Genomic DNA, 314 nt, shown 5'->3' on the forward strand with positions numbered 1-314 from the left:
TTGAAATCACCAAATAAAATAGCATTCGCATCCGCTTCGGCTTCTGGCATATCGTTGTTTTCTTCAATTCCATAGCTTAACAAGGTTGAAGGTTGCCCAGCTTGTAGACCGGGTTGCCAGAGGTAATTGCCTTCGTTGTCTTTCAACTTACGGGCTTTAGATTGGGTAAGATTGGTCATCATAAAAACTGCATTCTGACGATACCCAGCCTTAATTGAGTAGATTAGATCAATTAGGTTATCGCCATTAAAAGTTCCAGCAGTACCAGAACTCAGTTGTTGGATCGTTCCGAATGGACGAGTTTTATCATCCGT

1 protein-coding gene is annotated in these 314 nt (G+C 41.7%); it reads right to left on the reverse strand.

The window, feature by feature from the left end; all coding sequences use genetic code 11:
- A partial coding sequence (locus MMO38_RS16600; RefSeq protein ID WP_241324201.1) for a phage major capsid protein occupies positions 1–314 on the reverse strand: 314 nt, incomplete at both ends.

This window comes from Acinetobacter sp. NIPH 1852, assembly GCF_022549455.1.
Lineage (GTDB): Bacteria > Pseudomonadota > Gammaproteobacteria > Pseudomonadales > Moraxellaceae > Acinetobacter.